The following is a 24,965-nucleotide window of genomic DNA, read 5'->3' on the forward strand; positions in this document are numbered from 1 at the left end:
GGAAGGCCGGCGGACTACCCCAGCTCCGCCACGTGTCACTTCGGTTGCAGCTGGGTCGTCAGCGTGTAGTCACCCGCGACCGCGGTGGGGTTGGTCAGCACGAAGCCGAACCAGGTGTCGGTCGAACCGGTGTTGGCGAAGGTGAACTCCTCCGGCACTCCGGGCCCGTGGGTCGTCGACGACGCCACCGCCTGGGCCCGCGTCTGGAAGTTCCCGGACGCGCTCGACAGCAGGAAGATCTCCGGATCCTGGTTGTTCAACGGTGTGAGCGTTACCTTGATCGTTCTTCCGGGTGGGACCGCCAGGTCTCGCGCCGCGATGACGTTGTCGCCGCCCATGGTGATCGTGTCGGTCGTCGTTTCACCCGAGATGGCGCGTCCGCCGCCGAACTCGATCATGTACGGGAGGTTGTCCGAACCGAGGGAGACCGTCGCGCGGTAGGTATCGGCGGGCTGCTTGTTCGAGTCGACCGCCACGAAATCGGTGACCGACCCCGTGATCGTGCTCTCCACGAGTGCGGAACCGTGGTTATTGAGCAGTTTGACGTTCACGTCATTGCCCGACTGCGGCCGGGCGCCGACGACGCTCCAGTAGGTGGGCACCGCGTCGAACCGGAAATTCTGCGCCGGCAACGGCCTCGGCCGTTTGCGCGGCGTATCCCTCGGCAGGGGATCGTGGAACAACCCGATCCCGATCTGGATGCCGTTGTTGTAGGCGCTGCCTTGCGGGTCGACGCCAACGCCCTGGTCCGGACGCTGTCCCCAGTACTGCACGAAGTTCTGCAACGTAGAGGACGAATCCCGCACTGTGTTGAAGATGCTGTGCGGACCCTCGTGCGCGTAGTCCCAGTAGTCCACCGCGCTGATGGCGCTGTCGCCCAGGTCGAGCAGCGCTCCGGCGACGTTCGCCTCCACCGTGATGCCACCGGTGTTGTTGTACTCCACCAGGTCGAGGTCGCTGACATCGAACGGGTTCGTCCAGAAGTCCGACTTGCCGTACACCGCCAACGGGAACCAGTCCGCCCAGCCCTCGACCCAGGCGCAGGTGTCCGAGGAGACCTCGAACAGGAAGTGCGGGTTGCAGTTCGCGATCGACATCGGCGCGTCGTTGAACAGGTCGTCCATCACAGCGTGGCCGACCTCGTGCACCACGGCGTCCGGGGTGTCGGGGTCGTCCGCCTGCAGCCAGATGGTGTCCGTGCCGTGGTCGTAGTGGGTGCGATTCACGTTCGGTCCCATGCTCACCTTGTATTTCCGGCATGGGTTCTCGTTGCCGTCCCAGCACGGGTCCGGGATCCAGAACCACACGTCGGCCAGCTCGTCGAAGGCATGCGCGGCCTTTTGCTTCGAGCTCGGCGGGAACGACTGCCCGAAGTCGACCGTGCCACTCGTCACCGTCTGGCCCCAACTGGTCCAGGTGAAGGGGATGCCGTCCTGCGCCACGACCCAGTGCGGGTTGTCCGTGGTGAACCGGATCTCGATGTTGGGGGAATCACCGGTGGCGTCGAAGCAGAGCTTGTAGTTTCCGCTGCGGTCGGTGTACCCGCTGGCCAGGACGGTGCCGAACCCGAGAACCTCGGCGCGCAGAAACTGCGAGAAATGATTGCTACCGGCGGCGTTGTACAACGCGGTGCCCTTGACGCAGGCGATCACCGGCTTCGGGTCCGGCCCTGGGGCGCCCGTCGGCGCGACGCCCGGGTGATCCGGCTTGTCCGTCGGTGTGACGGCCGAGTCCGCCCGCTTGTCCGTCGGTGTGACGGCTGGGTTCACCGGCCTGTCCGTCGATGTGACGGCCCGATCCACAGGCGTGACCGCCGAGTCCACCTGCTTGTCCGACCGGGTCGGCGCCGGTATCGCGGAGGTGTCCACAACGGCCCGCACCGCGGCGACGTCGTCCGTGACGGCTCCGGCGCGTGACTCGCCACCGGACGCGGCCACCGTGAAGTCGACGGTGTCTCTGTCGCCGTTCTTGCCGACGAGACTTGGCGCCGAAGCGGACGCCATGATCTCGGCATAGCCCGCGGCCGTCGCCCGCACCGCCCCCTCATATGTGGTGGCGCCGGCGGCCAGGTCCACGTGCGCGGCGGCCCGGTGGACGGTGCCCGCACGCGTCGGATCTGTGGACGCCACGTCGCTGGTCGAGAGCCCTCGCGGCGCGTTCGACCAGGTCAGGTTGGGTGGCAACTCGATCGCCACGTCGGCGCCCGCCCGCGCCACCTTGCTGTTCACCGTCACCCGCAGCGTCGCGGTCTGCCCTACCGCGGGCAACTGTGTGAGGTCGGCGGAGACCTCGATGGGCGCGGTGACCGGAGTAGGCGCCGTTGGTTGCGCAACCGCCTTACCGGGGGCGCCGGATAAGAGCAGGCCGGCCCCGAGCATGCCGGCGGACATCAAACGCCAACGGCGATGCGCCCCCGATTTCGAGCGCCTGAACTGACTTCTTCGCCTTCTCGATGTGTCGCCGGCGGCGGTTACGGCGAGACTCAGCCCTGCCAGGCGGCGGGCGATGGACATGATTTTTCCCCTTTTATGAGATGAATTTCCGCTGCCTGGGCCAAGGGTGCGGACCAGGCGTCCAGATCAGGCTGGCCCGTACCTGGTGCCGAGGGCTTTAGGGCGGACCCCCAACCGCGACCCCAAGGTTTGGCGGACCCTCCCCGTCCGCTGGAGGCGTTTTATTGCGCAGACATAGGGGCCGTCGCCGTGCGATGGTGACGCGGGCGGTGAGAGCGATGGTGGGTCAGGTGCGGCTGCGGGAGCGTGAGGATCACCTCGCGTCACTCGCTGACGCCGCGAGGTCGGCCAGAGCCGGGCAGGGCCGGCTCGTGCTGATCAGCGGATCGGCTGGTCTGGGCAAGACCAGCGTGCTGGCGCAGGCGAGGCAGATCGCCGCTTCGGCGGGATTGCGGGTCCTGACGGCGCGCGGCACGGAGCTGGAACGCGATTTCGGCTTCGGGGTGGCGCGGCAGCTGTTCGAGCCGTGGCTGGCGGGCATGCCGGCGGGTGAGCGGGCCGCCCTGCTGTCGGATGCGGGCGCGGCGGCCGAGGCCGTCTTCGGCCCGGCCAGACCGGGGCAGGGCGCGGTGGGCGATTTCGCGGTGCTGCACGGCCTGTACAAGCTCGCGGCCCGAGGCGGCTCACTGGCGTTGCTCTGCGATGATCTGCATTGGGCGGATGAGTCGTCGCTGCGGTTCCTGGCCTATCTGCTGCCGCGCCTGGACGGGCTGGGACTGATGGTCGTGGCGGCGTTGCGGCCCGGCGAGACGGGCGCCGCGACCAGACTGCTGGATCTGATCACCGCCGATGACGGTTGCCAGGTGCGCAGGCTCGCGCCGCTGACCGGGACCGCCAGCGCGGAACTCCTGCGCGAGCTGCTGCCGGACGGCTGCGAGGACGACTTCGTCGTGGCCTGTCAGACGGCCGCGGCCGGCAACCCGCTGCTGCTGCGCGAACTGGCGTGCACAGTGCGGACCGGCGACCTCGCGCCGACGAACGCCAACGCCCCGCGCGTGGCGGGCCTGGGCGCGGACGCGGTCGGCCGCCGGATCGCGCTCCGGCTCGACAGGCTGCCCAAGGCCGACGCGGCGGTCGCGGGGGCGGTCGCGACACTGGGCGGTGCGCCGATCGCCATGGCGTCCAAGCTGGCCCGTCTGCCGGCGGCCGAAGCCGCGGACGCCATCGCGGACCTGGTCACGGCTGACATCCTCCGTGTGGACGACGGCCGGGTGGAGTTCGTCCATCCCCTGGTGCAGGCGGCCGTCTACGACCGGCTGAGCGTGACCGAACGCGTCGATCGGCACCGCTGCGCCGCCGGGCTGCTGGCCACCGCGGGTGCCCCGGCCGAGCAGGCCGCGGTCCACCTGCTCAGGATTCCGCCCGGCGGCGACCGTACCGCCATCGCCACACTGCGCCGCGCCGCCGATGACGCCCGGGCCCGCGGGGCGCCGCAGGCCGCGTTGAGCTACCTCCAGCGCTGCCTGGCCGCTATGGACGACAACGATGTCCGGCGGGTGGAGGTGCTGACGACGGCGGGCATGGCGGCCGCCCATGTCGACCAGAGCGCCGCGGTCACTCACTTGGCCGACGCGCTGGAGCTGGCCACCGAGCTCCGTCAGCGGGCGGAGCTGGCCTACGCCCTGTCGCTCGCCTGCTCGCTGGTGGGCCGGATCGACGAGGCGCTCAGTGTGCTGGCGCGGGCCCGGGAATGGGTGCCCGACGAGGATGAGGAGCTACGCCGCAGGCTGCTGGCCAGTACGACGCTCATCAAGAGCATCTTCACCGGAGCCGACCGCGATGCCGCCGACCGTGAGCTCCAGGAACTCCGGGCTCTGACGCCCCATGACAGCGCCGGCGGACGCATGCTCGACTGCGTGATCGCCACGCGCGACGGCATGGCCGGCGATCCGGCCGCGATCCAGCGAGGGCTGCGCGGCCTCGCCGACGATGTGCTGATCTATCAGGCCATCGGCTGGCCGGCGCTCAACGGCGTGTGGGGAGTGCTGTTATCCGCCGACCTGGACGATCCCATGGCCAGCATCGAACGTGCCCTGGAGCACGGTCGCGCACACGGATCGACCTTCGCCCTGGCCGCCGTGCTCACCTATCGCGGCCTGGGCAGGCTATGGCGCGGACAACTGCCCGGCGCCGAGGCCGACCTGCGAGAGGCCGTAAGGGTGATCGACCTCGCCGGGATCGACTCGGGGCGCCCCTTCGCCGGAGCGTTCCTGGCTCTCACCCTGCTGGAGCGGCAGCTGCCCGACCAGGCGGCGGCGGCGCTGGAGTGGGTGGGAGCGCCCGATCCCGTGCCGCCGGTCGGGCCGTGGTACTTCTACCTCGATGCCCTGGCCGCCGTGCGACAGGCTCAGCAACGGTACGAGGAGTCCGCCGTGCTGGCCGTCGCGGCCGGCCACAACCTGGCTGTACACGGGTTCGGCAATCCCGCGTGCGTGCCGTGGCGTACCCGGGCCGCCCAGAGCCTGCACGCCCGGGGCCGTAGCGCGCAGGCGCGGGCGCTCGCTGCGGAAGAGCTCGAACTGGCGCGCCGATGGGGCGCGCCCCGCGCGCTCGGCCGCGCGCTACGGGTGCTGGGCCTGCTGACCGGCGGCGAGCAGGGCCGCGAGCTGATGCGGGAGTCGGTAGAGGTTCTACGCGGATCATCCGCCAAGCTGGAGCACGCCCACAGCCTGCACCACCTCGGCGCGGTGCTACGCCGGGCGGGCACGCTCACCGCCGCCCGCGTGCCCCTGACCGAGGCGCTCGACCTGGCCGTGGCCTGCGGCGCACCCGGACTCGCCCAGGCGGCCAGGAACGAACTGCTGGCAGCGGGAGCCCGACCCCGGCGAGGCCGCTTGCTGTCGGGGCCGCAGGCACTGACGAACGCCGAGCAGCGGGTCGCCGCCCTCGCCGCGGCGGGCCACTCCAACCGGGACATCGCCCAGCGCCTCTTCGTCACCCCCAAGACCGTGGAGGTACACCTGACCAGCGTGTACCGCAAGCTCGGCGTCAGCAATCGGGCCGGCCTGAGGCAGGCGCTGGAACACGCGCCGCTTTGAGGGATCGAGCCGTCAGCGCTGATTTGCCCGTCACGATCCCAGACCGGCCACCGCATGAGCTCCTGAGGACCGGAGCCCCCTGTGCGTGCTCGGCGATACAACCTTTTGTCACACAAGTCGCGTTGGCAACGGGGGAGAGGAGATCACATTGGACCGTCACGACGGCTTCCGTGAGTTCGTGCTCGCCCGCCAGCAAGCCCTGATGCGGACCGCGTACCTGCTCACGGGAGACCCGCACCTGGCAGAGGACCTGCTGCAGAGCGTCCTGATCAATGTCGTGGGCCACTGGTCCAAGCTGGTCAAGGGCGGCAACCCGGAGGCGTACACCCGCAAGGCCATGGTCAACCAGTACATCTCCTGGAAGCGCAGATTACGTCCCGAGGTGCCGAGCGGTGACCCGCCCGAGCGGGGCGCCTACTCCGACGGAGCCGTGCTCGACCGGATCGTGCTGCGCCAGGCGCTGGCCAAGCTGGGGCGCAGGCAGCGGGCCGTGATCGTGCTGCGTTTCTGGGAGGACCTGACCGAGGCGCAGACGGCCGAGGTGCTGGGCTGCGCGGTCGGCACCGTCAAGAGCCAGACCCATCACGCGCTGGCCCGCCTGCGCGAGGTCGCCCCCGAACTGCTGCATCTGCTGGACGATCCCGAGGTTGTGGAGGTGGCACGATGACGAGACTGCGTGAGGCATTGGGGGACATCGCAGAGGAGGCGCCGCTGGTGAGCCTCGCCGACGTGGCCATCGCGGGCCACCGGCACAGGCGGCGGACCGTGCTGACGGCATCCGCCGTGGCGGTGCTGTGCGTGACGGCGGCGGTGGCAGTGGTGGTGGCGGTGCCGTGGCCGCGTGGTGCCCAGACGGCCACGCGGCAGGGCCAAGAGGCCGTGCCCGACCTGCCCCCGGGCAAGGTGGGGGCGATCAGCCGCGCGTACATGACATCCTGCAAGGTCGTCGAGCATGAGATCGACTGCACCGCGGTCGAGTGGCGGCTGGTCACCCGCGCCGGCAAGACCTACCGCGTGCCGCAGGCGCTCGCCAAGACCGCCAAGGGCGAGCGGGTGCCCGTCGCGATCAGCCGGGACGGCCGCCTGCTCGCCTACTACAGCCGCGACGCTCAGGCGCACGTGGTGCGCGACCTGGTGGGCGGCTCCGAGACGACGTCGGCGGTCACCATCAAGGAGGAGCGGATCGGCGTGGGTTCCATGCTCGTGCTCTCCGACGACGGCCGGTACATCGCCTTCGACCCGCGCGAGGGCAGCAAGTATCCCGGCATGCTGATCGACGTGCGCACCGGCAGGACGACGCACATCAACGGCAAGTACGAGCCGGTCAGCGTCAAGGGCGGCGTCGCCGAACTGGTCCGCTATCGCAAGACCGACCTGTGGCTCATGCCCGTCACGGGGGGAGGCAAGCCGGTGCGTTTCAACGGCGTGTTCATCATGTTCAGCGAAGTAGCGCCCGACGGTCGTACGGTGGTCGCCGTCGAGTTCCCGAAGGTCGGCAAGGGCGAGGTCCCGAGGCACGAAGAGCGCATACTGACCCTGCTCGACGCCAAGACCGGCGAGACCCTGCGCAAGGTGTCCGTCCGCGGCCTGCCGGACGACCGCGGGGGCGTCATCGGCACCACGATCTGGCAGAGCGCATCCGAGGTCACGCTGCTGTACGGGGGCAAGGAAGGCGAGCGCTCGTACGCGGTCGACGTCAACACCGGGCGGGCTCGGCTCCTGGACCGGCAGTCAGGCAAGGCCATGAACCTGATCTATCCCGGGGCAGCCGCGAGCGGCTGACAGTCGCCCAAGAGACGCCGCCCAAGAGACGCCGCCCAAGAGACGCCGCCCAAGAGACGCCGCCCAAGAGTCGCCCAAGAGACGCCGCACCGGCCGGATCCCCCCGGTCGGTGCGGCGTTTCGGGTGTCCGGCGGCACGCGCACGGTGAACCTCCGATGTCAGGCGCGTTTCTAGATTGTTATCCGGAACAACAAACTCCCCCCTTCATAGGTCTTCCAAAGCAGGCCGTCCCGGAATACGTTGCCGCAAACAACATTCATCCGGGCCCTCCGGAAGAAAGGACCCTGCACTATGCGCAAGGGGATCCTCAGCCTGACCGCCGCGGCCGCCGTTCTAGCCCTCGGTCTCACCGCCTGCGGGGGCAACAGCGGTCCGACCTCGTCCACGTCTTCCGCGCAGAGCACGCAGAGCTCGCAGAAGGCCGGCAAGATCGGCGTCATCCTGCCCGACAGCAAGTCCTCGGCCCGCTGGGAGACGGCGGATCGCAAGTACCTGGAAGAGGCGTTCAAGGCCGCCGGGGTGGCCTACGACATCCAGAACGCCCAGAACGACAAGACGGCCTTCCAGACCATCGCCGACCAGATGATCACCAACGGCGCCACCGTGCTGATGATCGTCAACCTCGACAGCGGCACCGGCAAGACGGTCATCGACAAGGCCAAGTCCCAGGGCGTGGCGACCATCGACTACGACCGGCTGACGCTGGGTGGCGGCGCCGCCTACTACGTGAGCTTCGACAACACCAAGGTCGGCACCCTGCAGGGCGAGGGCCTGGTCAAGTGCCTGACCGACAAGAAGGCCAGCAAGCCGATCATCGCCGAGCTCAACGGCTCGCCGACCGACAACAACGCCACCCTCTTCAAGGCCGGGTATGACGGCGTGCTCAAGCCCAAGTACGACTCGGGCGACTACGTCAAGGGCCCCGACCAGTCCGTGCCCGACTGGGACAACGCCCAGGCCGGCACCATCTTCGAGCAGATGCTGACCAGCGCGCCGAAGATCGCCGGCGTGCTGGCCGCCAACGACGGTCTCGGCAACGCCGCCATCACGGTGCTGAAGAAGAACAACCTCAACGGCAAGGTCCCGGTGACCGGCCAGGACGCCACGGTCCAGGGTCTGCAGAACATCCTGGTCGGCGACCAGTGCATGACCGTCTACAAGGCCGTCAAGAAGGAGGCCGACGCGGCGGCCAAGCTCGCGGTCGCGCTGGCCAAGGGTGAGAAGCCCACGGCGAGCGGCAGCGTCAAGGACCCGCAGAGCAACCAGGACGTGCCGTCCGAACTGCTCGACCCGCAGCCGATCTACCTCGACAACGTCAAGGACGTCGTGGCGGACGGTTACGTGACCAAGGAGGAGTTGTGCACCGGCGACTTCGCCGCCAAGTGCACCTCGGCCGGAATTCAGTAGGAAAAGGAAGAAAGCGGAACCGGGTACGGCCGCGACCTAAGAGGGCGGCCGTACCCCTCCCCAAGGGAGCCTCATGACCCCCCTGCTCGAAGTGCGCGGGATAGACAAGAGCTTCGGCCCGGTACAGGTCCTGCATGACGTCACCTTCGCCGCCAACCCCGGCGAGGTGACGGCCCTGGTCGGCGACAACGGCGCGGGCAAGTCGACGCTGGTCAAGTGCATCGGCGGCATCTACCCGATCGACGGGGGCGACATCCTCTTCGACGGCCGCCCCGTCCAGGTGCACGGCCCGCGTGACGCCGGTGAGCTGGGTATCGAGATCGTCTACCAGGATCTCGCACTCTGCGACAACCTCGACATCGTCCAGAACATGTTCCTCGGCAGGGAACGCCGCAGCGGGCTCGTGCTCGACGAGGCGTCGATGGAGGAACTGGCCACACAGACGCTCGACGGACTGTCCGTCCGTACGGTGAAGTCCATCAGGCAGCAGGTGTCCAGCCTGTCCGGCGGTCAGCGCCAGACGGTGGCCATCGCCAAGGCCGTCCTGTGGAACAGCAAGGTCGTCATCCTCGACGAGCCGACGGCCGCCCTCGGCGTCGCCCAGACCGCGCAGGTGCTGGAGCTGGTACGCCGGCTCGCCGACACCGGCCTGGCCGTCGTCCTCATCTCGCACAACCTGAACGACGTCTTCGCCGTCTCCGACCAGATCGCGGCGCTCTATCTCGGCAGGATGGCCGCGCAGGTCAGGACCGCCGACGTGACGCACGCGCAGGTCGTCGAACTGATCACATCCGGCCGGAGCGGAGACCTGGGGATCGCGCAATGAACAAGGTCAAGGAACTCCCCGGCGAGGCGATCGTCACCGCGAAGCAGTCGCCGTCGATCGGGCACAGCGTCACCGCCTACATCGAGCGGGTACGCGGCGGCGACATGGGCGCGCTGCCGGCCGTACTCGGCCTGCTGGTGCTCTGCACCGTCTTCGCCATCGCACGTCCCGCCTTCCTCACGGCGATCAACATCGCGAACCTGTTCACCCAGGGCGCCGCGGTCACGGTGATCGCGATGGGCCTGGTGTTCGTGCTGCTGCTCGGCGAGATCGACCTGTCGGCCGGTTTCGCCAGCGGCGTCTGCGCGGCGGTGCTCGCGGTGACGCTCACCAACATGGGCCTGCCCTGGTACGTCTGCGTGGGGGCGGCGATACTCACCGGCATCGTCATCGGCACCGTGCTCGGCACGCTGGTGGCCAAGGTGGGCATACCGTCCTTCGTGGTGACGCTGGCCGCCTTCCTCGCCTTCCAGGGGCTGGTCCTGGTGCTGGTCGACGAGGGGACGAACATCTCGATCCGGGATCCCGTCATCGTCGCCATCGCCAACAAGAACCTGCCGGTCTGGCTGGGCTGGGCGCTCTTCGCGGCCTGCGTGGCGGGCTACGCCGCCCTCCAGCTCCTCAGGGCCGGCCGGCGGTCGAAGCGCGGGCTGGTGGCCGACCCGCTCTCGCTGATCGCCGCCCGCGTGGGCGCGCTGGCGATCATCGGGGGTGTTGTCGTCTACGTGCTCAACCTCGAACGCTCCCGCAACCCGGCCATCAGCTCGCTCATGGGGGTGCCGATCGTGGTGCCGGTGATCCTCGTGCTGCTGGTCGCGTGGACGTTCGTGCTCCGCCGTACCGCGTTCGGCCGGCACATCTACGCGGTCGGCGGGAACGCGGAGGCGTCCCGCAGAGCCGGCATCGGCGTCGACCGGATCAGGATCAGCGCGTTCGTGATCTGCTCCGCGATGGCCGCCGTCGGCGGCATCGTCGCCGCCTCCCGGGCCAGCTCGGTCGACCCGAACACCGGCGGCAGCTCCGTGCTGCTGTACGCGGTCGGCGCCGCGGTCATCGGCGGCACCAGCCTGTTCGGCGGGAAGGGGCGGGTCCTCGACGCGATACTCGGCGGCGCCGTGGTCGCGGTGATCGAGAACGGCATGGGCCTGATGGGGTACGGTGCGAGTGTGAAATACCTGGTCACGGGGTTCGTTCTGCTCCTGGCCGCGGGTGTCGACGCTCTGGCGCGCAAGCGGGCGGCAGCCGCTGGTCTAAGGTGATCAGCGACTCTCACCCCTTTAAGGAAGCCCAGACGATGCGTGCCGGTCCCTCCCAGGAGGACATCAGGCGTCACAACCTCGGCGCCCTGTTGCGGCACGTCCATCTGGGCGGGCCGACCTCGCGCGCCGAGCTGACGTCGAAGATGGGCCTCAACCGCAGCACGATCATGGCGCTCACCTCCGACCTCACCGCGGCCGGCCTGGTACGCGAGGAGCTGCCGCGCGAGACCGGCCGCGCGGGCCGCCCCTCGCTCGTGGTGCGTCCCGAGTCGGCGCGGGTCTACGTGTTCGCCTTCGACGTGGGCCCGGACCGGCTGGCCGTCGCGCGCGTCGGGCTGGGCGGGGTGATCCTCGACCGCAGGGAGGCCGTACGCCTGCGCGGCCCGTTCGAGCTGGAGGAGCTGGCCGGGATCCTGGCCGGCTTCGCCCGGCAGATGCGGCGCAAGACCAGGGCCGACACGGTCTGCGTCGGCGCGGCCGCGGCGGTCGCCGGCGGGGTGCGCAAGGGCGACGGCATGATCAGGTTCGGCCCCAACCTGGGCACCGAGGAGGTGCCGTTCGGTGAGGAGCTGGGCCGCAGGCTGGGTCTGGGCCTGCCCGTGAGCGTGGGCAACGACGCCAACCTGGCCGCGCTGGCCGAGCACAGCCGCGGCGTCGGGGCCGCCGTCCGGGACCTGATCTACCTGCACGGAGACGTCGGCATCGGCGGCGGGATCATCGCGGGCGGTCACCTGCTGGGCGGTCACGACGGCTACGGCGGCGAGGTCGGCCACATGGTCGTCAACCCCGGCGGGCGGGCCTGCGGCTGCGGTTCGCACGGCTGCCTGGAGGCCGAGGTGGGGGAGCGGGCCCTGCTGGAGACCGCCGGCCGGCTGGCCGGCGAGCAGCACGGCAGGGACGCGGTGCGCGCCGTGGTCGACGCCGCCGACCGGGGCGACATCGTGGCCCAGGAGGCGCTCAAGAAGGTCGGCGACTGGCTCGGCCTGGGCGTCGCCAACCTGGTCAACATCTTCAACCCGGAGATGGTCATCTTCGGCGGAATGCTACGGGAGATCTATCTCGGCGCGGCCGCTCAGGTACGCACCAGGCTGACGCTGCACGCGATGGCGCCGCAGCGGGAGAAGCTGCGGCTGCGCACCTCGGCCCTGGCCGACGACGCGACGCTCGTGGGCGCGGCCGAACTGGCCTTCGCCCACGTGCTCGCGGACCCGCTGGAAGTGCTGGCCAGGGCCAACGCCTAGGAGACCCGGCTCTTCTGCGCGGTCCAGGTGTTGCAGTACCGGGCCGATCCGCCGCTGTAGCCGCGGTCCTGCCAGTAGGCGAGGTTGGCCGGCTTGCCGTGGACCTTGCTCTCCCCGGCCCTGCTCACGGCGTCGGTCCACTCGTCCCAGGTGATGCCCGGGTCGATGGAGTCGAGGGTGGAGCTGTAGAAGACGCCGGCGAAGCACTCGGCCTGCATCTCCAGGCGGTGGCTGAGTATCGTGCGCGCGCTCCCTCCGGCTCTCCAGTAGAGCCTGTTCTGCTCGTCCAGCATGCCGCTGAGCTGCTGCACGTGGTGGCCCCACTCGTGGGCGACGGAGTGCGCGATGTTCATCCGGAACGGGTCCTGCAGGTCCCGCTTCATGATCCGGATGGCGATCGTCCGCTGCGCCGGGCAGTACTGGGCGCCGTTGCTGGTGATCTTGCCGCAGACCGACCCGCTGCCGGTCGTGATGGCGATCTTCGGAGGGCTGTAACGCAGCCCGGCGGCCTTGAACCTGGTGGCCCAGAAGGTGTTGGCGCACCTGGCCATGGCCCGGTGGAAGGTCTTGAGTGAGGCGGCGCTGCCCTTGCGGATCGCGGGGATCGCGCACGACTGCGGCGACGGGGTGCCGGACCGATAGATCTTGTTCTTGGCCAGTACGGCGGGCGGCGCGATCTGCGCGACCTGCGGGGCCGTGGTCTCCGCGTTGGCCGTGCCAGATAGGGCCAAACCCACGACCATGCCGACAGATGCGGCGATAAGGGGTATACGCACGATCGCGGATACTAGACCACTAGGTCGGGCCCTGTTCGCGAGACCTGTGCTTTGTCCGGAAAGCGCAATGCGGCCGCGCCGTAGGGCGCGGCCGCATCAGAGCGGGAGAAAGAACTACGGGAGAAAGAACTAGGCGACGGTACGCGCCGACGCGGCCCAGGTGTTGCAGGAGCCGGGGGACGCCGAGCCGTAGCCGCGGTTCATCCAGTACGCCTGCGACGGGCCCCGGCCGTGGTCGTTCTGCGGCCAGCCCTTGGCGCCGTTCTTACGGAACCAGTTGACGGTGTAGTCCCACTCACCCGAGTCGACGGGCAGCGTGCCCTCGACCGTGCGCATGAAGACCGAGGAGAAGCACTCCGCCTGCAGCTCCGACCGGCGCGAGAGCGCGAGCTGGCCGGACCTGCCGCTGGCGTTCCTGGCAGCCCAGTAGTAGTTCCAGATGCCCGACATGTTCTGCACGTGGTGGCCGTACTCGTGGGCCATCAGCCGGGTGATGCCCAGCGCGAACGGCTGGCGCAGCTGAGTCTTGGTGATCAGCATGTACATCGTGCGGTCGGTCGAGCAGTAGATGCCGTCGGCACCCGCGCTCCACGGGCCGCAAGGCGTGCGGACCTTCTTGGTGATGATGCGCAGCCGCGGCTTGCTGAAGGAGAGGCCGGCCTTGCGGAACTGGGTGGCCCAGGAGCGGTTCAGGCAGTTCGTCACGGTCGAGAGGAAGCGCTTGTAAGCCGTCGTGCTGCCCTTGGGCAGGTTGCCGGGCGAACAGTTGGAGCCGGCGAGCCGTCCCGTCCGGTACAGCGGGCTGGCCGTCGCGGCGGCCTTGCCGCGAGGGGGCGCCGCCTGCTGAGCGGCTGGCTGGACGACCTGCTGACCTGCGGAAACAGGCTTGACATCGGCTGTCGCCGTTCCCGCGCCGGCCAGCGCGATAACCGCGCCTGTGGCCACAAGGGACGACAGCTTCTTCATGGGGAGAGTGTTCATAGTGAAGGAAAGACTAGGTCAAGATCGGACATATGTGGGTGGATTTGACTCTATGGAGCTCGATGGAGTCAGCAAGGCAGGCACGAACTAGACTCGATCGGGTTAGCGCACAGGAGCAGAGGGGATCGCATCCGTGAGCGGGTTGCTGGGCTCGGTAAAGGGACCACACGACGTCAAACGCCTGGATGCAGAGGAGCTGCCGCAGCTAGCGGCGGAGATCCGTGACCTGCTCGTCGACTGCTGCGCCCGCTTCGGCGGCCATCTCGGCCCCAACCTCGGTGTGGTGGAGCTCACCATCGCCCTGCACCGCGTCTTCGACTCGCCGAACGACCCGATCGTCTGGGACACCGGGCATCAGTCGTATGTTCATAAATTGCTCACCGGCCGGGCCGCGGGCTTCGGCGCGCTGAAGCAGGAGGGCGGCCTGTCCGGCTACCCGAGCCAGGCCGAGTCCGAGCACGACTTCGTCGAGAACTCCCACGCCTCCACCGCGCTGTCCTACGCCGACGGCCTGGCCAAGGCGTTCAAGCTGCGCGGCGAGCACGACCGCACGGCCATCGCGGTGATCGGTGACGGCGCGCTGACCGGCGGCATGGCCTGGGAGGCGCTCAACAACATCGCGGCGGGCAAGGACCTGCGGCTGGTCATCGTCGTCAACGACAACGGCCGCTCCTACTCGCCGACGATCGGCGGCCTGGCCTCCCACCTGTCCTCGCTGCGGGTCAACCGCCGCTACGAGGACATGCTCGAGTACGTCAAAGACAAGATCGGGAACGTTCCCGTGCTCTACGACGCGCTCCACGGCATCAAGAAGGGCGTCAAGGACGTCCTGGCCCCGCAGGTCATGTTCGAGGACCTCGGCCTGAAATACGTCGGGCCGATCGACGGCCACGACGAGCAGGCCATGGAGGCGGCGCTGCGCAAGGCCCGCGACTTCCGCGGCCCGGTCATCGTGCACGCCCTCACCCAGAAGGGCCGCGGCTACTCACCGGCCGAGAACCACGACGAGGACCAGTTCCACTCGCCCGGCGCCTTCGACCGGGCCACCGGCGCGGAGAAGCCCAAGGGCCGCATCTGGACCAACGTGTTCAGCGAGGAGCTGGTCAGGCTCGGCAAGGACCGCGAGGACCTGGTCGCCATCACCGCCGCGATGCTCCACCCGACCGGCCTGGCCGCCTTCGCCGAGGCCTACCCCGAGCGCATCTACGACGTCGGCATCGCCGAGCAGCACGCCCTGACCAGCGCGGCCGGGCTGGCGCTGGGCGGCATGCACCCGGTCGTCGCCGTCTACGCGACCTTCCTCAACCGGGCCTTCGACCAGCTGCTCATGGACGTGGCCCTGCACCGGCTGCCCGTCACCGTGGTGCTCGACCGGGCGGGCGTCACCGGCGACGACGGCGCCAGCCACAACGGCATGTGGGACCTGTCGATCCTGCAGGTCGTCCCCGGCCTGAAGATCGCCGTGCCGCGCGACGGCGAGCGGCTGACCGAGCTGCTCGGCGAGGCCGTGGAGGTCTCCGACGGCCCGACCGTGCTGCGCTTCCCCAAGGGCCCGGTCGCCGAGCCGATCGAGGCCGTCGGCAAGCTGGGCACGATGGACGTGCTGCGCGCGGGCGAGCCCGACGTGCTGCTGGTGGGCGTCGGCCCGATGGCGCGGATCTGCATGGACGCCGCCCTCCTGCTCGACGCGCAGGGCATCTCGGCGACCGTGGTCGACCCGCGCTGGGTCAAGCCGCTCGACGAGGCGCTCGTGGCCGCCGCGAGCGCCCACAAGCTGGTCGCGGTCGTCGAGGACAACGGCCGCGTGGGCGGCGTCGGCGACGCGGTATCCCGCCTGCTGCGCGACGCCGACGTGGATGTGCCCGTACGCGGCTACGGCATCCCGCAGCGCTTCCTCGACCATGCCAAGCGGGCCGCGATCCTCGGCCAGGTCGGGCTGACCGGCCAGGACCTGGCGCGCGAGATCACCGAGGCGATCGCCAAGCGGAGCAGCCCCATCGAGAGCCAGTCCGCGCCACGCTGATCGCCCTGGTCACAGCCCGTGTAGGGATGATCAACCGGGGGTTTGGGAAGACGCTGAGTGTGGACATCTTTCGCACCAAGAGCGTCGAGCAGTCGATCCTCGACACCGAAGCCCCCGAGCATCGGCTGCGAAAGCGACTGACCGCCGTCGACCTCACCGTCTTCGGCATCGGCGTCATCGTCGGCACCGGCATCTTCGTCCTCACCGGCCGCGTGGCCAAGGAGACGGCCGGTCCGGCGGTGGCGCTCTCCTTCATCGTGGCCGCCGTCGTCTGCGGTCTGGCGGCGCTGTGCTACGCGGAGTTCGCCTCGTCGATCCCCGTGGCCGGATCCGCCTACACCTTCTCGCTGGCCACGCTGGGCGAGTTCCCGGCCTGGGTCATCGGCTGGGACCTGATGCTGGAGATGGCGCTGGCCGGGGCGGTGGTCGCCGTCGGCTGGTCGGGCTACTTCGCGTCGCTGATGTCCTCGCTGGGCCTCCAGCTGCCCGGCTGGATGGCGGGGGAGCACCCCGTGATCAACCTGCCCGCGATGGTCATCGTGCTGATCCTCACCGGCGTTCTGACCGCCGGGATCAAGCTGTCGTCGCGGGTCAACCTGGTCATCGTCACCATCAAGGTGGCGGTGATCCTGCTCGTCATCGTGGCCGGGCTGTTCTTCATCAACACGGCCAACTACTCGCCGTTCATCCCGCCGCCGGTGTCCACGCCGGGGGTCGAGGGGCTGAAGGCGCCGCTGATCCAGGTGCTGTTCGGCATCACGCCCGTCGCCTTCGGCGTGATCGGCATCTTCTCGGCCGCCGCGATCGTGTTCTTCGCCTTCATCGGCTTCGACATCGTCGCCACCGCCGCCGAGGAGACCATCAAGCCGCAGCGCGACCTGCCGCGCGGCATCATCGGCTCCCTGGCCATCTGCACCGTCCTGTACGTCGCGGTGTCGCTGGTCGTGGTCGGCATGCAGCGCTACGACAAGCTGAGTGAGAAGGCGCCGCTCGCCGACGCCTTCACCGCGGTCGGCCAGTCCTGGGCGGCCACGCTGATCAGCATCGGCGCGATCGCCGGCCTGACCACCGTGGTGATGATCCTCATGCTGGGGCAGAGCCGGGTGCTGTTCGCCATGTGCCGCGACGGGCTGCTGCCGGTCGCGCTGGCGAAGGTCCACCCCAGGTTCGGCACGCCGGCCCGGCTGACGATCATCATTGGGCTGGTCACCACGGTGCTGTCCGGGTTCATCTCGCTCAGCGCGCTGGCCGAGCTGGTGAACATCGGGACGCTCTTCGCGTTCGTGGTGGTCTCGGCAGGTGTGATCGTGCTGCGTCGGACACAGCCGGATCTGCACCGGGCCTTCCGTACGCCGATGGTGCCGCTGCTGCCGATCCTGTCGGTGCTGGCCTGCCTCTACCTGATGCTCAACCTGCCGGTCGAGACGTGGCTGCGATTCCTGGTGTGGCTGATCATCGGTGCCGTGCTCTACTTCGCCTACGGCTACCGCCACAGCCGGGTCCAGGTGACCGGCCCGAAGGGGTAGGCGCCCGGGGCGCCCACCCCTCGGCGGTCAGGCGGCCGGCGGTCTGACGGTGAAGACCGCTCCGCCCGCCGCCTTCATCCGGCAGGAGTTGGAGAAGATGTAGGTCCATCGCAGCGACGTCCCGCGCCACTTGCCCACCACCACGACGGTGTGCGGCTGGTACTCGTCGGTGCACACCGGATTCGGCACCACGTTCAGCTTGCTCGGGTCGCCCTTGACCTTCCGCAGCAGGTCGCAGGCCGCGGCAGGGGTGGGGTGGCTGCCGCCGTCGGGGTCACAGGTGAGGGTGGCCCCCTTCGGCAGGTCGTCCACCACGACAACGATCTTCAGCGTCGACTTGGGGGCCGTTTCGGCGAGCGCGGGGGTCGCCGTCGCCAGCGCGACTCCGCACAACGCGATCGTGCCGACTGCTCTCATCATGGATCTTCTCCGTTCGTAGCGCGGCGAACACGCTACGTGACGGACGGCCGGACCTTGGGAGGCCCGCCGGACGGGCCTCCCAAGATTCGGTCAAGCCGGCCCGTCTCAGGCGGGCACGGAGGCGGTGCCGGACGGGAGGAAGCGCGGCCGGGCCAGACCCGACCTGTCCAAGTACGGGGTGATCCCGCCCAGATGGAACGGCCAGCCCGCGCCGAGGATCATGCACAGGTCGATGTCCTGCGCCGCCGCGACCACGCCTTCGTCCAGCATGATCTGGATCTCCTCGGCCAGCGCCCGCAGCACGCGCAGCCGTACGTCGGCGGCGGTGGACGGCGCCGAGCCGCCCGCGAACAGCGCCACCGCCTCGGGGTCGAGCGAGAAGTCGGGCAGATAGACGCCCGGCTTGCCGGAGGCGACCAGCTTGGCCATGTTCGCCGAGACGCCGAAGCGCTCGGGGAAGGCCGCGTGCAGGGTCTCGGCCACGTGCAGGCCGACGGCCGGCCCCACGAGCTGGAGCAGCGCGAACGGCGTCATCGGCAGCCCGAGGTCGTCGAGCGAGTGTTCGGCGACCTCCAGCGGCGTGCCCTCGTCGACCGCGGCGATCACCTCGCCCATGAAGCGGGTGAGCAGCCGGTTGACCACGAACGCCGGAGCGTCCTTCACCAGCACCGACGACTTCTTCAGCGACCGGCCCACGGCGAAGGCGGTGGCCAGCGTCGCGTCGTCCGTCGCGGGCGCCTTGACGATCTCCAGCAGCGGCATCACCGCGACCGGGTTGAAGAAGTGGAACCCGACCAGCCGCTCCGGACGCTCCAGCGCGGCGCCCATCTCGGCCAGCGAGAGCGAGGAGGTGTTGGTCGCGAGCACGCAGTCGGCCGAGACCACCGCCTCCACCTCCGCGAACACCTGCCGCTTGACGGCCATCTCCTCGAAGACCGCCTCGATGACGAAGTCGGCGTCGGCGAAGGCGTCCTTGGTCAGCGAGCCGGTCACCAGCCCCTTGAGCCGGTTGGCCTGGTCGGCCGAGATACGGCCCTTGGCGAGCAGCTTGTCGACCTCGGCGTGCACGTGCCCCACGCCCTTGCCGAGCCTGCTCTCGTCGAGGTCGGTCAGTACGACCGGCACCTCCAGGCGGCGGGCGAACAGCAGCGCCATCTGCGAGGCCATCAGCCCCGCGCCCACCACGCCGACCTTGGTCACCTTGCGGGCCAGCGCGGCGTCGGGGGCGCCCGCCGGGCGCTTGGCCCGCCGCTGCACCAGGTCGAAGGCGTAGAGCCCGGCCCGCAGCTCGTCACCCATCAGCAGGTCGGTCAGCGCCTCGTCCTCGGCGGCGAAGCCCTCGTCGCGCGTGGCCGTACGGGCCAGGGCGACCAGGTCGAGCGCCCGATAGGGCGCGGGGGAGGCGCCGCGCAGCTTCATGTCGACCAGGAAACGCGCGTCGGCGACCGCCTTGTCCCAGTCATCGTCGGCGTACGAGTCGCGTGCCACGACGGTGTCGCCGGTGAGCACCCGGGCGGCCCAGCGCAGCGACTCCTCCAGGAAGTCGGCCGGCTCGAACATCGCGTCGGCGACGCCCAGCTCGAACACCTGGGCGCCCTTGAGCATCCGGTTCTGCGACAGCGGGTTCTCGATGATCAGCTTGAGCGCGCGGGCCGGGCCGATCAGGTGCGGCAGCAGCTGCGTACCGCCCCAGCCCGGCACCAGCCCGAGGAAGCACTCGGGCAGCGCGATGGCCGGGACGCCCGAGGAGATCGTCCGGTAGGTGCAGTGGAGGGCCACCTCCAGGCCGCCGCCCATCGCCGCGCCGTTGACGAACGCGAACGACGGGATCGGCAGCTCGCCCAGGCGGCGGAACACGTGGTGCCCCAGCGCGCCGATGGCCCGCGCCTCCTCGCGCGAGGCCATGGTCGTCGCGCCCTTGAGGTCGGCGCCGACCGCGAAGACGAACGGCTTGCCCGTCACGCCCACGGCGGCCACGTCGGTGCGGGCGGCGATCTCGGACAGCGCGCCGTTCAGCGCGAACAGCCCGTGCGGGCCGAAGGTGTTGGGCTTGGTGTGGTCGAAGCCGTTGTCGAGGGTGATGAGCGCCATCGTGCCGGCCCCGCCGGGCAACTCGACGTCGCGGACCAGGGCCTTGGTGACGACTTCGCCGGTGTCGCGCTCGGTCAGCAGCGAGCGCCAGGTGTCGAGGTTGCTCATGCCAGGTTCTCCCAGATCACGGTGCCGCCCATGCCCATGCCGACGCACATGGTGGTGATGCCGTAGCGAACGTCGGGGCGCTCGCCGAACTGCCGCGCGAGCTGCGTCATCAACCGCACGCCCGAGGAGGCCAGCGGGTGGCCGAAGGCGATCGCGCCGCCGTAGGGGTTCACCCGCGGGTCGTCGTCGGCGATGCCGAAGTGCTCCAGGAAGGCCAGCACCTGTACGGCGAAAGCCTCGTTGATCTCGAACAGCCCGATATCGGAAATATCGAGATTTGCCAGGCGGAGCGCCCGCTCGGTGGACGGGATCGGGCCCACGCCCATCACCTCGGGATCCACTCCGGCGAAGGCGTAGGAGACCAGCCGCATCTTCGGCGCCAGGCCCAGCTCGGCGGCCGTCTCGGCGGCGGCCACGACGCAGCCGGTGGCCCCGTCGTTGATGCCCGAGGAGTTGCCCGCCGTGACGTTGCCGTGGGCGCGGAACGGCGTCTTGAGCGCGCCCAGCCCGTCCAGCGTGGTGCCGGGGCGCGGCGCCTCGTCCTCGACCGCCAGGCCCCAGCCCCGCTCGGCCGTCCTGATCGCCGTGGGGACCAGATCGGGCTGGATCCGGCCGTCGGCGTACGCCTTGGCCACCTTCTCCTGCGACAGCACCGCGTAGGCGTCGGCGCGGTCCTTGGTGATCGTGGGGAAGCGGTCGTGCAGGTTCTCGGCCGTCATGCCCATGACCAGGGCGCTCGGGTCGACGAGGCGCTCGGACAGGAACCTCGGGTTCGGGTCGACGCCCTCGCCCATCGGGTGACGGCCCATGTGCTCGACACCGCCCGCGATGGCCACGTCGTACGCGCCAAACGCGATGCCGCCCGCGACCGTGGTCACCGCGGTCATCGCGCCGGCGCACATGCGGTCGATCGCGTAGCCGGGCACGGTCTTGGGCAGCCCGGCCAGCACCGCCGCCGAGCGGCCGATGGTCAGGCCCTGGTCGCCGATCTGGGTGGTCGCGGCGATCGCGACCTCGTCCACGCGCTCCGGGGGCAGCCCCGGGTTGCGCCGGATCAGCTCGCGGATGACGCGGACGACCAGGTCGTCCGCGCGGGTCTCCGCGTACATGCCCTTGGGCCCGGACCGGCCGAAAGGTGTGCGTACGCCGTCGACGAACACGACGTCACGAGAGGAAGGCACGGATTCGCTCCTCGTTGCTCGGCAGTTACCGCGCCTATGCTACTGGTCAGTAACCACGACGCGGACGAGGCCCTTGCCGCCGCCGAACCTGCCAGCCTCGGCGCCTCGGTGACCGGGCTCATCGCGTCGGCGAAGCCGTACAGGCGCGGCTGGCGGAGCGGGCGTGGCGCCCGTACAGCCGAGCGGCGGCGTCACCGCCCACCCGCGGCCGACGGAGAGCCTGCTGAGCGCCGGCTGCGGCGTCCTGGGCGGGCTCGCCGGGAGGGGCGCGAACTCAGTCATGGGGGTCATGATCTCGTCACTGCGCGTGACTGTGCGCTGAATTTCGGTCTTTTGGATGGAGTCCTCGATTGGACCGAAACTCCGGTCCTGACCGAGATCAGCGCCGTCATGCGCGGCCTTTGCTGGCTTTAGGTGGGCCGTGTCCCGTTACCGTGCGTATAGGGCTGGAGCAGGTGCGTGGTCATGTGCAGGCAACCTTCGGGCATACCCCTCGGGGGGTCCGCCGAAACGGGGGATCATAGTTGTGACACCAGCTTATTTATGAGCATCCTGTGAAATTTCCGGACAAGTGGTGGAGAAGTCTGTTAGGAAGGGTCGCGGTCCAGATTCGTATTAGAGAGGTTCCATCGTGGCGCGCGACGAGAACGACAGGCCATATGAGGATGGGCAGGGCAGGTCGGCGAACCCGGAGCTGACCGGCGACGTTCTGTCTCCGCGCTGGAGCACGGACGACACCGACGAACAGCCGGCCATTGTGGTCTCGGGCAATGAGACCTACATCCTCCCGCCGGACAACGGCGCGCCCGAGTTGTACATCCCGCCGTCCGAGGGGCAGCACCGCGCGACAGGTGCCGAGGGTGAGCTGTACACGGGTGACCCGGCCAGCGGTCCCCTTTACGGGGATTCGCTTTACACGGGTGGCGACCAGCTGTATGCCGGTGACGCGCCCAGTGGGCCGCTCTACAGCGGTGACTCGGCCAGTGGGCCGCTTTACACGGGCGATGCGCAGAGGGAGCCGCTCTACTCCGGTGACACCGGCGAGCCGCTCTACACGGGTGACGCCCAGAGTGGGCCGCTTTACACGGGTGACGCGCCGAGCGGGCCGCTTTACACCGGTGACCAGCCGAGTGACGCCTACCTCCCGCTCGACAAGAGCTACGGGTCCTCCTACGACGATGACGAGTCCGCGGAGCCCAAGCGCGGCTTCCTCGGCTCCGGCTGGACCGACGGCTCCCAAGGGGGCGGTCACCAGGCCGAGGGCGACAAGGAGGTGCGCCGCCGTACCAAGGTGCTGCTCATGGCGGCCGTCGCGGTCGTCGTGCTCGGCGCGGGGGCCGGCTGGATGCTGACCGGTACGTCCTCCGACGACCCGTGCCAGAGCGGGAAGTGCGCCAGCGCCGAGCAGGTGAGCGCGCCGGCCGCCTCTCCCACGGACGCGGAGCCGACTGACACCGAGGAGGAGGCCACCGACCCCACGGAATCGGACTCCCCGGAGCCGACCGCGTCGGCCACCGCCGCCCCGTCGCCGACCGCCGCCCGGGTGCGCCCCACCCGAACCCCCTCTCCGCGGGCCACCCGCACGCGCATCGGCGAGCCGACCGCCAAGCCGAGCACCCGGGCCACCAGGGCGACGCAGGACACGATCAAGGACACGGACACCGGCACCACCCAGAAGCAGCCGACGCAGGACCCGGCCAAGCAGGAGACCAGCCAGCCGACGCAGGCGGTCCAGACGCAGGCTCCGGTGCCGGCTCCGACGGAGACCAAGAAGGGCCTGTTCGACATCCTGTTCCCGTGGGGATGAAGTCCTTCGGCGGTGACTTCCTGTCGCGCCGGCCCCGAGACGTGTAAGGATGCGGACCCAGGTGCCGGTCTGGCACACTGGGAAACCGCTTTCCGGGAGGTCTCGTGGTCACGCTGGAAGACGTCGCCAAGCAGGCGGGCGTCTCACTCGCCACCGCCTCGCGGGTGCTCAACGGCAGCACCCGCCAGGTGGGCGCCGACCTGCGGGCCCGCGTCGAGCGAGCCGCGTACGAGCTGGGCTACCGCGCCAACATCGCGGCGCAGACACTGGCCCGCGGGGCGAGCAACGTCATCGGCATCGTGGTCCACGACCTGACCGACCCCTACTTCGCGGCGCTGGCCGACGGCGCGATGCGGGCCGCGGCCGGCGAGGGTCTGCTGGTCATGGTGGGCACCACGCACCGCGACCCCGAGCAGGAGATCGCCTACGTGGCGACGCTCAACGCCCAGCGCGTACGCGCCGTGCTGCTGGTCGGCTCCCGCGTCGCCGACCCTGAGGTCACCGAACGGCTCCGCGCCGAGCTGGACCGCTACCGGGCCAGCGGCGGGCGGGCCGCGTGCGTGGGCCAGGACCTGCTCGGCGTCGACACGGTCGCGCCCGCCAACCACGAGGGCGCCGCCGCCCTGGCCCGCTCGCTGGCCGGGCTGGGCCACACCCGCTTCGCCGTACTGGCGGGGCCGCCGCGCCTGATGACCGCCCGCGACCGCTGCGCCGGGTTCGTGTCGGCGCTGGCCGAGCTCGGCCTGCCGGAGCCGCGCGTCATCGAGGGACCCTTCGACCGCGACGGCGGCTACCGGGCGGCCCAGGAGACGGGGGACGCGACGTGCGTATTCGCCGTCAACGACGTGATGGCCGTGGGGGCGCTCGCCGCCTACCGCGAGCGGGGGATCCGGGTGCCGGACGATGTGTCGGTGGCCGGCTTCGACGACATCGCGACGCTACGCGACCAGGTGCCCGCGCTGACCACGGTACGGCTGCCGCTGCAGGACATGGGCGCCCGCGCCCTCGAACTGGCCTTGGCGGCGGAGGAGGAGCCGACGGTGGAGCAGGTGCCGGGTGAGGTGGTTTTGCGCGAGAGCGTACGGGCGCTGCGCTGAGCTTCGCCGTACAGGGCGTGGATAGGGGGCGCTTCCGAAGGGGAGGCGCCGCACAGGCGGGACGGTCGCTCGGGAGGGCACGCGATGAAACTGGCGGTCAGCACGCTCGGGATGCCGGGCGATGGGCTCGACAGGGCGATCGAGGTGGCGACCGCGCAGGGTTGCCAGGGTCTGGAACTGCGGTTGCACCCCGACACTGGCGTACACCGGGGTCTGTCGGCGGATGAGCGGTCGTCGGTGCGGCAGCGGGTCGAAGCCGCAGGTCTGGAAATATCGGCGCTCGCCGGATATGTCGGCGTATGCGAGCCGGGCCCGGACGAGCCCGTCGTCGAGGCGCTCGTCGCGGACCTGACGCTCGCGGCCGACTTGGGCGCCCCGGGCGTCCGGGTGTTCCCGCGCGGCGACGACCCTTCCATCGGAGCGCGCAGGCTCAAAGCGGTCTCCGCCACGGCCGCCGGACTCGGTCTGCGGGTGCTCGTCGAGACGCACGACCAGATGGCCACCGGCGCGGCCGTCGCGCGGCTGCTCGACGAGGCGGCCTGCCCGGAGACCACCGGCGCGCTCTGGGACCTCCTCCACCCTTGGCGCCACGGCGAGTCCCCGGCCGACACATTGGCGCTTCTCGGCCCGCACCTCGCCTACGTCCAGGTGAAGGACGCGGTCTCCGCCCAGGACACCACGCCGGTGCCGATGTGGACCGGCACGGTGCCGCTGGACGAGTGCGGTGAGCTGCTGCGCTCGTGGGGCTACTCCGGGTGGGTGTCGCTGGAGTGGGAGCGCACCTGGTATCCCCAGGTCGCACCGGTGGAGGAGATACTGCCTGGGGCCGCCGAGTGGGTGCGGCGTTTTAGGAGGGAGTAGCCAGTGACGAGCGACCCGGTGAGGGAT

At 70.0% G+C, this 24,965-nt stretch carries 19 protein-coding genes; 12 read left to right on the top strand and 7 right to left on the bottom strand.

Going from position 1 to position 24,965, the window contains the following annotated elements:
* Positions 1–35: 35 nt before the first annotated feature.
* Entirely contained in the window at positions 36–2,390 is a 2,355-nt protein-coding gene (locus AB0C30_RS08260; RefSeq protein ID WP_357940936.1) for a hypothetical protein, read from the bottom strand.
* A gap of 341 nt (positions 2,391–2,731) precedes the next feature.
* On the opposite strand from AB0C30_RS08260, the gene AB0C30_RS08265 reads away from it, so the two are divergent.
* The 7 genes from AB0C30_RS08265 to AB0C30_RS08295 all read left to right on the top strand — a co-directional run bounded on the left by AB0C30_RS08265 (position 2,732) and on the right by AB0C30_RS08295 (position 12,067).
* Positions 2,732–5,551: an AAA family ATPase gene (locus AB0C30_RS08265; protein WP_357941485.1), complete on the top strand. Its 2,820-nt coding sequence runs from the start codon at positions 2,732–2,734 to the stop codon at positions 5,549–5,551.
* 148 nt (positions 5,552–5,699) lie between these two features.
* Positions 5,700–6,218: a SigE family RNA polymerase sigma factor gene (locus AB0C30_RS08270; RefSeq protein ID WP_357940938.1), complete on the top strand. Its 519-nt coding sequence runs from the start codon at positions 5,700–5,702 to the stop codon at positions 6,216–6,218.
* A complete protein-coding gene (locus AB0C30_RS08275) occupies positions 6,215–7,333 on the top strand; it encodes a hypothetical protein (RefSeq protein WP_357940940.1) in 1,119 nt (372 codons plus the stop codon). The genes AB0C30_RS08270 and AB0C30_RS08275 overlap by 4 nt, the downstream gene beginning before the upstream one ends.
* Before the next feature lie 292 nt (positions 7,334–7,625).
* A complete protein-coding gene (locus AB0C30_RS08280; protein ID WP_357642521.1) occupies positions 7,626–8,741 on the top strand; it encodes a substrate-binding domain-containing protein in 1,116 nt (371 codons plus the stop codon).
* Positions 8,742–8,814: 73 nt separating this feature from the next.
* Positions 8,815–9,567 carry an ATP-binding cassette domain-containing protein gene (locus AB0C30_RS08285; RefSeq protein WP_357940942.1) on the top strand — a complete coding sequence of 251 codons (753 nt, stop codon included), beginning with the start codon at positions 8,815–8,817 and terminating at the stop codon, positions 9,565–9,567.
* Positions 9,564–10,826 carry an ABC transporter permease gene (locus AB0C30_RS08290; protein ID WP_357940944.1) on the top strand — a complete coding sequence of 421 codons (1,263 nt, stop codon included), beginning with the start codon at positions 9,564–9,566 and terminating at the stop codon, positions 10,824–10,826. The genes AB0C30_RS08285 and AB0C30_RS08290 overlap by 4 nt, the downstream gene beginning before the upstream one ends.
* A 35-nt stretch (positions 10,827–10,861) precedes the next feature.
* Positions 10,862–12,067, top strand: coding sequence for an ROK family transcriptional regulator (locus AB0C30_RS08295; protein WP_357940946.1), 1,206 nt, complete (start codon positions 10,862–10,864; stop codon positions 12,065–12,067).
* Here the strand turns inward: AB0C30_RS08295 and AB0C30_RS08300 are convergent.
* Together AB0C30_RS08300 and AB0C30_RS08305 are read right to left on the bottom strand one after the other, a co-directional pair.
* Positions 12,064–12,843 carry a neutral zinc metallopeptidase gene (locus AB0C30_RS08300; RefSeq protein WP_357940948.1) on the bottom strand — a complete coding sequence of 260 codons (780 nt, stop codon included), beginning with the start codon at positions 12,841–12,843 and terminating at the stop codon, positions 12,064–12,066. The genes AB0C30_RS08295 and AB0C30_RS08300 overlap by 4 nt on opposite strands.
* 129 nt (positions 12,844–12,972) lie before the next feature.
* Entirely contained in the window at positions 12,973–13,809 is an 837-nt protein-coding gene (locus tag AB0C30_RS08305; protein ID WP_357940950.1) for a neutral zinc metallopeptidase, read from the bottom strand.
* Between the two features lie 157 nt (positions 13,810–13,966).
* Between AB0C30_RS08305 and dxs the strand changes: the two genes are divergently transcribed.
* Together dxs and AB0C30_RS08315 are read left to right on the top strand one after the other, a co-directional pair.
* Complete coding sequence (gene dxs / locus AB0C30_RS08310) at positions 13,967–15,847, top strand: 1-deoxy-D-xylulose-5-phosphate synthase (RefSeq protein ID WP_357941487.1); 1,881 nt, start codon at positions 13,967–13,969, stop codon at positions 15,845–15,847.
* Positions 15,848–15,906: 59 nt separating this feature from the next.
* Positions 15,907–17,373, top strand: coding sequence for an amino acid permease (locus tag AB0C30_RS08315; protein ID WP_357940952.1), 1,467 nt, complete (start codon positions 15,907–15,909; stop codon positions 17,371–17,373).
* Positions 17,374–17,400: 27 nt separating this feature from the next.
* Here AB0C30_RS08315 and AB0C30_RS08320 read toward each other — a convergent pair whose 3' ends face one another.
* From AB0C30_RS08320 to AB0C30_RS08335, 4 genes are all read right to left on the bottom strand, one after another.
* On the bottom strand, positions 17,401–17,793 hold the full coding sequence (locus AB0C30_RS08320; RefSeq protein ID WP_357940954.1) for an SSI family serine proteinase inhibitor: 393 nt from the start codon (positions 17,791–17,793) through the stop codon (positions 17,401–17,403).
* 105 nt (positions 17,794–17,898) lie between these two features.
* Positions 17,899–19,992 carry a 3-hydroxyacyl-CoA dehydrogenase NAD-binding domain-containing protein gene (locus tag AB0C30_RS08325; RefSeq protein ID WP_357940956.1) on the bottom strand — a complete coding sequence of 698 codons (2,094 nt, stop codon included), beginning with the start codon at positions 19,990–19,992 and terminating at the stop codon, positions 17,899–17,901.
* Positions 19,989–21,173, bottom strand: a complete 1,185-nt coding sequence (locus AB0C30_RS08330; protein ID WP_357940958.1) for a thiolase family protein — start codon at positions 21,171–21,173, stop codon at positions 19,989–19,991. The genes AB0C30_RS08325 and AB0C30_RS08330 overlap by 4 nt, the downstream gene beginning before the upstream one ends.
* 39 nt (positions 21,174–21,212) lie before the next feature.
* Positions 21,213–21,455 (bottom strand): hypothetical protein, encoded by a 243-nt coding sequence (locus AB0C30_RS08335; RefSeq protein WP_357940960.1) that lies wholly within the window; start codon positions 21,453–21,455, stop codon positions 21,213–21,215.
* A gap of 349 nt (positions 21,456–21,804) precedes the next feature.
* Here AB0C30_RS08335 and AB0C30_RS08340 point away from each other — a divergent pair, with 349 nt between their 5' ends.
* The 3 genes from AB0C30_RS08340 (at position 21,805) to AB0C30_RS08350 (ending at position 24,938) form a co-directional block, all read left to right on the top strand.
* Positions 21,805–22,980 (top strand): hypothetical protein, encoded by a 1,176-nt coding sequence (locus AB0C30_RS08340; RefSeq protein WP_357940962.1) that lies wholly within the window; start codon positions 21,805–21,807, stop codon positions 22,978–22,980.
* Between the two features lie 104 nt (positions 22,981–23,084).
* Positions 23,085–24,077, top strand: coding sequence for a LacI family DNA-binding transcriptional regulator (locus tag AB0C30_RS08345; protein ID WP_357940964.1), 993 nt, complete (start codon positions 23,085–23,087; stop codon positions 24,075–24,077).
* 84 nt (positions 24,078–24,161) lie between these two features.
* Complete coding sequence (locus AB0C30_RS08350) at positions 24,162–24,938, top strand: sugar phosphate isomerase/epimerase family protein (RefSeq protein WP_357940966.1); 777 nt, start codon at positions 24,162–24,164, stop codon at positions 24,936–24,938.
* Positions 24,939–24,965: the final 27 nt, after the last annotated feature.

The organism is Nonomuraea sp. NPDC048901 (assembly GCF_040649695.1).
In the GTDB taxonomy this organism is placed as follows: domain Bacteria; phylum Actinomycetota; class Actinomycetes; order Streptosporangiales; family Streptosporangiaceae; genus Nonomuraea.

Bases quoted from the DNA above. Each gene is read 5' to 3' on its own strand.
- AB0C30_RS08290 (WP_357940944.1), top strand. From the start codon at position 9,564: ATGAACAAGGTCAAGGAACTCCCCGGCGAGGCGATCGTCACCGCGAAG.
- AB0C30_RS08320 (WP_357940954.1), bottom strand. From the start codon at position 17,793: ATGATGAGAGCAGTCGGCACGATCGCGTTGTGCGGAGTCGCGCTGGCG.
- AB0C30_RS08295 (WP_357940946.1), top strand. From the start codon at position 10,862: ATGCGTGCCGGTCCCTCCCAGGAGGACATCAGGCGTCACAACCTCGGC.
- AB0C30_RS08285 (WP_357940942.1), top strand. From the start codon at position 8,815: ATGACCCCCCTGCTCGAAGTGCGCGGGATAGACAAGAGCTTCGGCCCG.
- AB0C30_RS08275 (WP_357940940.1), top strand. From the start codon at position 6,215: ATGACGAGACTGCGTGAGGCATTGGGGGACATCGCAGAGGAGGCGCCG.
- AB0C30_RS08350 (WP_357940966.1), top strand. From the start codon at position 24,162: ATGAAACTGGCGGTCAGCACGCTCGGGATGCCGGGCGATGGGCTCGAC.
- AB0C30_RS08265 (WP_357941485.1), top strand. From the start codon at position 2,732: ATGGTGGGTCAGGTGCGGCTGCGGGAGCGTGAGGATCACCTCGCGTCA.
- AB0C30_RS08335 (WP_357940960.1), bottom strand. From the start codon at position 21,455: ATGACTGAGTTCGCGCCCCTCCCGGCGAGCCCGCCCAGGACGCCGCAG.
- AB0C30_RS08305 (WP_357940950.1), bottom strand. From the start codon at position 13,809: ATGAAGAAGCTGTCGTCCCTTGTGGCCACAGGCGCGGTTATCGCGCTG.
- AB0C30_RS08280 (WP_357642521.1), top strand. From the start codon at position 7,626: ATGCGCAAGGGGATCCTCAGCCTGACCGCCGCGGCCGCCGTTCTAGCC.
- AB0C30_RS08325 (WP_357940956.1), bottom strand. From the start codon at position 19,992: ATGAGCAACCTCGACACCTGGCGCTCGCTGCTGACCGAGCGCGACACC.
- AB0C30_RS08260 (WP_357940936.1), bottom strand. From the start codon at position 2,390: ATGTCCGCCGGCATGCTCGGGGCCGGCCTGCTCTTATCCGGCGCCCCC.